Genomic DNA, 7,373 nt, shown 5'->3' with positions numbered 1-7,373 from the left:
ATTTAATTTAGACATAGTAAAAGCCCCAAAAGTGTCCAACTTTTTGGGCCTATTACAGTAGAAATGGTCCTTTTAGTATGTAAATTTAAAGTTTATTTTTTATCATCAGATTTATCCCAAACTTTTTTGATCGCTGGGACTGCACCTAGATTACTCATTTCATCTTTTCCAACTACGACCAAGTTATCCGGGCCTTCTGCCAAATGATTAAAGCTATCTAAGCTTTGGTTTCTAAAGTAACCATCGCTTGCTTTGGCTAAGCTAGCTTGTAACTGATCAATTCGGTATGCATCTGCATTAGCTTGGGTCTTAACTGCTTCGGCCTTGGCTTTAGCAGTGGCGATTAAGGCTTCATTTTTAGCTTTAGTAGTTAATTCAATGTTCTTAGCGGCACCTTCAGCTTTTTTAATAGTGGCAACTTTCTCACGGTCAGCGGTTAACTGTTTGTCCATTGCTCGTTGAATTTCTGGGCTAGGTAGCAACTCATCGACGTTGACCCGAACAACCCGGATACCATAGATATCGGTTAAATCTCCGATAGCCTTAGATAACTGAGAATTAATTCGGCTAGTAGAACCTAATGCTTCATTTAAATCAATTCGTCCGATAATATCTCGTAAATGACCGCGGATAAGTTGAACCATTGATTCAACGGAATCAGTATTGTTGTAGAAATATTTGTAAGAATTGGTTACTAAATAGTTTAAAGTTAAACTGGTAGTAATTTCAGCATTATCCTTGGTAATAATTGAATATTTAGAAATCTCTAAAGGCTGTAAGGCTAATGAAACCCGGCGAATTCGTTGAAAAAATGGCCAGATGAAAACAAATCCAGCTTTGACGGTTCGTGTATATTTACCTAGAGTTTCAACTAAACCTTCATTATTTTGGGGTACAACGCGAAATCCTGCTGCTACGTATATGACTAATAAAATGACGATAACTAGTAATAAAATGAAAAATGTATTCATAATAATTTCCTCCTTTTAATTATTGGATTTACTAGATTTTTTGTTAGATTTATTTTCATCCTCAATTAATTGATTATCCCGGACGTTTTCTGGAATTTGATTAATTTCTTCTTGGCGATTTTCCAATTCAGGTGCATCGGTTTTATATAAACCAGTGGTTGAACCATGATGGTGGGTGTACAAAGAGGTGGATTTAGAACCTAATTCACTTTGTAATTTTTCCATTTGCTGGAAGTTAGTTGAGTAATCAAATTGGGATGGATTGGTTGGGATAAAACCTATTGGTGTGTAGTATCTAAGCAAGTTATGATTATTGAGCAGATCAGAATATTTAAGTGACTTTTTACCAATTTTGGCTAACTGGCTAATTTCTACTTTTTCCTCTGGCGTGAAATTGATGATTTCTTTACCATTTTTACGATCATAAACCGTGCCTTTTATACCTTTACCACCAACAATAACATACTTTTGACTGACAATAGTCCCATTACGGAAGACTACCCACGGTTTATATTGAGGTGAAAGTAGGTCATTGCCAAATTGAATATAATTCTTGTTTGAAACTCCTAAAAGATGAAGCAAAGTAGGCAGAACATCAATTTCACCAGAAACCTCATGGTTAATTTTACCTTTTAGGTTAGGAGCGTGGATCATAAACGGTACTCGTTGCATTTGTACATTATTATAGGTGTTCCAGGTATCAGAACTCTCCCCAATAATTGGGGCCAAGGTTTTATTTTCAGAGTTAGTTAGACCATAGTGATCACCATAAATGATTACCGTCGTATTTTTGTAAAGACCGGAACTCTTTAAGTAGTTAAAGAATTCATGGACCGCTTCATCTAAGTAATGAGCAGTTTGAAAGTAATTATTGATTGTCTCGTCTTGGGTGTCGGTAGTCTTAAACTTTGGATCTAGGTCTTCTTGATCCATTGAAAATGGAATGTGGTTAGTGACAGTGATAAATTTCGTATAGAACGGTTGTTGCATTTGCTCCAGATATTTAATGCTTTCGGCAAACAATAACTTATCTTTTAATCCGTAACCAATTTTATCGTTGCTAGCCCGGCTATAATAATTTTGGTCGAAGAAATAATTGTAGCCTAGATTCTTATAAACATCATTTCTGTTCCAAAAGGTGCCTACGTTCCCATGAAAAACAGCGGACGTATAGCCTTGATTACGCAATATCTGCGGGGCAGCCTGAAAGGTGTTTTCTGAACCCAATGAGGTAAAAAGCGAGCCATCAGAAATACCGTAAGTACCAGTTTCCAACATGTTTTCGGCATCACTGGTTCGTCCAAGCCCAACTTGATGATAAAAGTTGTCAAAACTGATGGTATGTTGGTTTTTATAAATTGAATTTAAAAATGGGGTTACTTCTTTGTCGTTGACCTTTAAATTAATTAAAAATTGTTGGAAACTTTCCAGGTGGATAATAATGACATTTTTACCTTTTTCCTTACCAAAGTAGCTGCTGCTTGCGGGAATTTGATTTTGTTTAGTAAAGGTTAAAATATTATTCAAATCCGACGCATTTGCATTTTTAGTTACCTGAACCGTTTGCGCACTTTTAATGCCATCATAAACAGTATAAGTATCAATACCCAGATATTTAACAACGTATGAGCGGTCAAAGGTATTACGCAAAAGCCGGGGACGAGAGGATTCGGCTAGAAACATATTTAAACCAAGCAAAAAGGCTCCAATAGATGTAATTGCAAAGGGTGTTAAGAGCCCGTATGATTTAGGGTCAATTTTAATTTCTTTAATTGCAAGTAAAATGATGATAATAATTAGATCTAGCCAAATTATAAAATCTGTTGGATGAAGTAGTGCTACTGCACTTTTACCCAGTCCTGGAGCTACTTTGCCAGCATTTGTCATGGTTTTAACGGTTAGGAAGTCAGAAAATTGCCGGTAATACAGAACATTTGCGAACAAAAGCACCGTATTTAGGAAATCCATGAACAGCATAGCAATATAAGAAATAATTGGTTTAGGAAAATAGAAACCGATACCAATAAGTAAAATTGCTGTACCTAAAGGACTTGTCCACATAATAATGTGTTGGTATGGGTCAGAAAGTCCTAAATTAAAATCAAAATAAGCTACAAAAAGATATTTAATCCAAAAAAGCACTACTAAGAGCGTGAAAAAGCCAGTGCGAGTTTGAATAAAATTTGTAAAATCTCTCTTTTTCACCATAAAGGTCTCCTTTAATTACCCTAATTTTAAAGGTTAAAAGGTATTTAGACAATCTTTTCGTAAGAGTTACACATTTTTTAAGAATTATCACTAAAAAAATGAGTATAATTTATATTGAAACTTACTTATATAGGGAATTGATTAGTCATATGCTTTTTTTAGGACCACTTTATAATTTATTAGCACGTCTTTACGCTACGCGAATTAATCATTTTGCATTGATAAAATTAAGTTTATTAGCAATTGATAAAACGATTTTATATTTTTTAATCTTCGTGGTTTTGCGCCTGATTTGGCTTCTTTTTGTCCGCAGGCGTAGGACGATTAGATCGGAAGCTATGTTGTGGTTATTTGCTTTTTACATTATTTTAGTTTTAATGTTAACTACCTTTCGGGATACATACTTTCCGTGGCAACTCACATTTCATTTCGACAGGCCCTTAAGTGATATTAACCTTGTCTTTATGAAGGAAACATGGAAAATGTTTTATGCACAAAGTAGGGTCGACTTTATTTATAATTCATTTGGGAACGTTTTATGCTTTATTCCTATTGGACTTTTAACACCAATTGTTTTCTCAAAAAAGCAGACATTTTGGCGGGTTATTTTATTTGGGATCATTTTCTCAGTTATTATCGAGGGGATGCAATTCCTTTTAGAAACCGGCGTAAGTGATATTGATGATGTTTTCTTTAATACTTGTGGTACTATTTTAGGGTATCTTCTTTATTTAGTGTATAAACGAATTAGGAAAAACTTCTAAATAATGGAGGATACTGGTATTTACTAAATAAGATTGCTAAAATAGATTTATGTAATATATAAATTTATCTAGTTAGGGAGCAGATTTATGAGTTTAATTAAATTTGATAGTAGTAAACTAACGCCATTTGTACATAAGAACGAATTAGGTGAAATGCAAGCTTTAGTTAACGCTGCTAATACTGAACTTCGAGATGGTACCGGAGCCGGTAACGACTTTCGTGGTTGGTTAGATTTGCCAGTAGATTATGATAAAGATGAGTTTAATCGAATTAAGAAAGCCGCAAAGAAAATCCAAGGCGATTCAGATGTTTTAATCTGTATCGGTATTGGCGGTTCTTACTTAGGTGCACAAGCTGCAATTGAATTTTTGAACGGTGCATTTTATGGTAAAGAAAAAGGTAAGTACCCAATAGTTGTCTTTTGTGGTAACTCATTATCAGGTTCTTATCTTTATGATTTAATCAACTGGTTAGGTGATAAGGACTTTAGTGTTAACGTAATTTCCAAGTCCGGTACTACCACTGAGCCATCCGTTGCATTTAGAATTTTCAAAGATAAATTAGTTAAGAAGTATGGTAAAGATGAAGCTTCTAAGCGGATTTATGCAACCACTGACCGTAAGAAGGGTGCTTTAAAGACTGAAGCTGATGCAGAAGGATATGAAGAATTTGTAGTTCCAGATGACGTTGGTGGTCGTTATAGTGTTCTGACACCAGTCGGCTTACTTCCAATAGCAGCTTCAGGTGCTGACATTGATCAGTTAATGAAGGGTGCAGCTGATGCTCGTGCCGATTACACTGACACTGACTTAAAGAAGTCAACACCTTATCAATACGCCGCATTGCGTAATATTTTGTACCGCAAAGGCTTTACTACTGAAATCGTTGAAAACTATGAACCAACATTAAGAATGTTTAGCGAATGGTGCAAACAATTAATGGGTGAGTCTGAAGGTAAAGATCAAAAGGGTATCTTCCCAGCAAGTGCCAACTTTACTACTGATTTACACTCAGTTGGTCAATACATTCAAGAAGGACTTCGTAACTTATTTGAAACGGTTATCCGAGTTGAAAATCCAACTCATGACGTTAAGATTCCTGAAGATGCAAGAAACTTAGATCAACTTGATTTCTTAAAGGGCAAGAGTTTGAATTACGTAAATGAGCATGCCTATGAAGGTGTTGTTTTGGCTCACACTGATGGTGGTGTTCCAGTTATGACTGTTAACATTCCAGATCAAACTGAGCATACGTTAGGCTACCTTATTTACTTCTTCGAATTAGCTATTGCTATTTCTGGCTACTTGAATGGAATTAACCCATTCAACCAGCCAGGTGTTGAAGAATACAAGCGTAATATGTTTGGCTTACTTAACAAGCCGGGTTATGAAGACTTACATGATGACTTAACTAAGCGCTTTAATGAAGCAAAATAACTCAGTACATTTGATAGTGTACGTTTAATATAATTGGTGCTTAACCAATTAAAGAAAGAGTAGAAGCAAATAGCTTTTACTCTTTTTCATTTGAAAGGAGAATTTTTGTGAAAGAGAAAAAGGTAACATTAAAACATGTTTTAGCTATTATCAACTGTGCTTTCATGGCATTTGTTTCGATTCTGACTGAAACGAGTTTAAATGTAACTTTTCCAACATTGATGAAGCAATTTCATGTTGGTTTGGGTACGGTTCAATGGACAACAACTGGTTATCTGCTGATGATTGCTATTATTATGGTTTCCAGCTCTTATTTGAATGAGCGGTTTTCTGCTAGACAATTATTTTTGACGGCAGCAATTGCATTTATCATCGGTTCGTTAACTGCTGGAATTGCTAATTCTTTTCCAGTTTTACTGATCGGACGGTTGATATCCTCGTTTGGTGCGGGATTATCTATTCCGCTTTTGTTTAATTTGGTAGTTGAGTTAATGCCCCGTGCTAAATGGGGCTTTTATATGGGAATTGCCGGTTTGGTAATAGTACTTGCTCCCACATTAGGCCCAACTTTGGCGGCAGTATTATTTACTTCTTTAATTGGCGTTTGATTTTCCATATTGTGGTTGGATTGGCAGCAATTGTGCTGATTGTTGGCCTCTTTGTAATTGGTCAATACCATGAAAAGAAACATCCTAGTTTTGACTGGCTCAGCTACTTTGTTATTGCGGCAGCTATGGTGATCTTTAGTATTGGCTTTGATCAAATTAGCAATGGCTTAAACAATATCTGGTTCTGGGTAAGTATGCTGGCAGTGGCTTTGTTAATTTACGTATTCATTAAACTTTCTAAAGTTAGCAAGAAAAAACTGATCAATTTAGATGTCTTTAAGAATAAAGCATTTGCTTGTGCTGTGATCGCATATTTACTTCTTCAATTTATTAATTTAGGAACTAGTTTTGTTTTGCCTAATTATGTCCAAATTGTAAATCATTCATCTTCTCTTATTGGTGGATTAATTCTACTTCCAGGCAGTATTATTGCGGCAATTCTTAATCCATGGTTTGGCCACCTTTATGATTTTAAGGGTGCAAAATTACCACTTTATACAGGTACGTGGATTTGTTTAGTTGGCTGTCTATTATTAACTGTTTTTGGCTTAAGTTTATCAACTATGATGGTCGTCATTTTCTTTGCTTTAATGATGATCGGTAGGCAGATGGCGTTCAATAATACGATGGCGGAAGGAATGAAAATCCAATCTGATAATCTTCATACTGATGCCACAGCTGTGTTTGAAACTGGTCAGCAATATGCTGGTTCAATTGGGACCACTGTTATGGCAACTATTATCTCGACCTGGCAAAAGAAGCAGGGTAGTTATGCACAGTTGACCGCGCACGGAAGCAGAATTGCTTTTCTTGTGTTGGTAGTAGCAAGTGTTATTATTTTGCTTTGTTATTGGACTATGTTTAAGCTTGAGAGAGCAACAAATAAGGATTAAATTACAGCTATAATTTATTTATTAATTTTTGTTATGTTATAAATTGCTGTAATAAAAATATTTTTTACGCTGACAGCTGTAAACATTTGATAACACTGGCTTCTGAAATAACCATTTTTAATAAGTTATCGTACAATAATTAAAAAACGTAAAAAACGCTTACATTTTTTAAAATTATCATTATAATTTAAGTAAAGGATTAAAGAAAAAAGAGGTTTTTTAAGATGATGTGCGATAACGTTTATATGAAGATTTTATGGGTTATTATTTATGCTATTACTGCTTACTTCAGTTTTACTGGTCAAATGATGCCGGCTATGTACTGGATGTCAGGCGGTATGCTTGCTGAAGCTGTAGTAGATTTGATCTGTTACTTCTTACCAGGTCACAAAAAGTGCCAAAAGAAATAAAATAATTTATAGAATGAAAAAAGGCTGAAGCTAACCCCTAAAACTGGACGTTAGTTTATTACAAATTTACACAATTTTCTTT

The 7,373-nt window shown here is 35.0% G+C and carries 5 protein-coding genes and 1 pseudogene; 4 read left to right on the top strand and 2 right to left on the bottom strand.

Annotated features, from left to right (window positions below):
• Nucleotides 1-92 precede the first annotated feature (92 nt).
• Nucleotides 93-971: an SPFH domain-containing protein gene (locus FC77_RS07115; RefSeq protein WP_056970943.1), complete on the bottom strand. Its 879-nt coding sequence runs from the start codon at nucleotides 969-971 to the stop codon at nucleotides 93-95.
• A gap of 15 nt (nucleotides 972-986) precedes the next feature.
• On the bottom strand, nucleotides 987-3,179 hold the full coding sequence (locus FC77_RS07110; protein WP_188864932.1) for an LTA synthase family protein: 2,193 nt from the start codon (nucleotides 3,177-3,179) through the stop codon (nucleotides 987-989).
• A 149-nt stretch (nucleotides 3,180-3,328) separates the two neighbouring features.
• Between FC77_RS07110 and FC77_RS07105 the strand changes: the two genes are divergently transcribed.
• From FC77_RS07105 to FC77_RS07090, 4 genes and pseudogenes are all read left to right on the top strand, one after another.
• A complete protein-coding gene (locus FC77_RS07105) occupies nucleotides 3,329-3,943 on the top strand; it encodes a VanZ family protein (RefSeq protein ID WP_056970944.1) in 615 nt (204 codons plus the stop codon).
• An 87-nt stretch (nucleotides 3,944-4,030) separates the two neighbouring features.
• Nucleotides 4,031-5,380: a glucose-6-phosphate isomerase gene (locus tag FC77_RS07100; protein ID WP_054682240.1), complete on the top strand. Its 1,350-nt coding sequence runs from the start codon at nucleotides 4,031-4,033 to the stop codon at nucleotides 5,378-5,380.
• Nucleotides 5,381-5,559: 179 nt separating this feature from the next.
• Nucleotides 5,560-6,881 (top strand): annotated as a pseudogene (locus tag FC77_RS07095) (MFS transporter).
• 224 nt (nucleotides 6,882-7,105) lie between these two features.
• On the top strand, nucleotides 7,106-7,291 hold the full coding sequence (locus FC77_RS07090; protein ID WP_054682241.1) for a hypothetical protein: 186 nt from the start codon (nucleotides 7,106-7,108) through the stop codon (nucleotides 7,289-7,291).
• Nucleotides 7,292-7,373 lie beyond the last annotated feature (82 nt).

Source organism: Lactobacillus acetotolerans DSM 20749 = JCM 3825 (assembly GCF_001436775.1).
GTDB classification, from domain to species: domain Bacteria; phylum Bacillota; class Bacilli; order Lactobacillales; family Lactobacillaceae; genus Lactobacillus; species Lactobacillus acetotolerans.
This window is presented reverse-complemented; position numbering and strand designations above follow the sequence as displayed.

Excerpts from the sequence above, each read along its gene's own strand:
- FC77_RS07115 (WP_056970943.1), bottom strand. The coding sequence starts at position 971 with ATGAATACATTTTTCATTTTATTACTAGTTATCGTCATTTTATTAGTC.
- FC77_RS07110 (WP_188864932.1), bottom strand. The coding sequence starts at position 3,179 with ATGGTGAAAAAGAGAGATTTTACAAATTTTATTCAAACTCGCACTGGC.
- FC77_RS07105 (WP_056970944.1), top strand. The coding sequence starts at position 3,329 with ATGCTTTTTTTAGGACCACTTTATAATTTATTAGCACGTCTTTACGCT.
- FC77_RS07090 (WP_054682241.1), top strand. The coding sequence starts at position 7,106 with ATGATGTGCGATAACGTTTATATGAAGATTTTATGGGTTATTATTTAT.
- FC77_RS07100 (WP_054682240.1), top strand. The coding sequence starts at position 4,031 with ATGAGTTTAATTAAATTTGATAGTAGTAAACTAACGCCATTTGTACAT.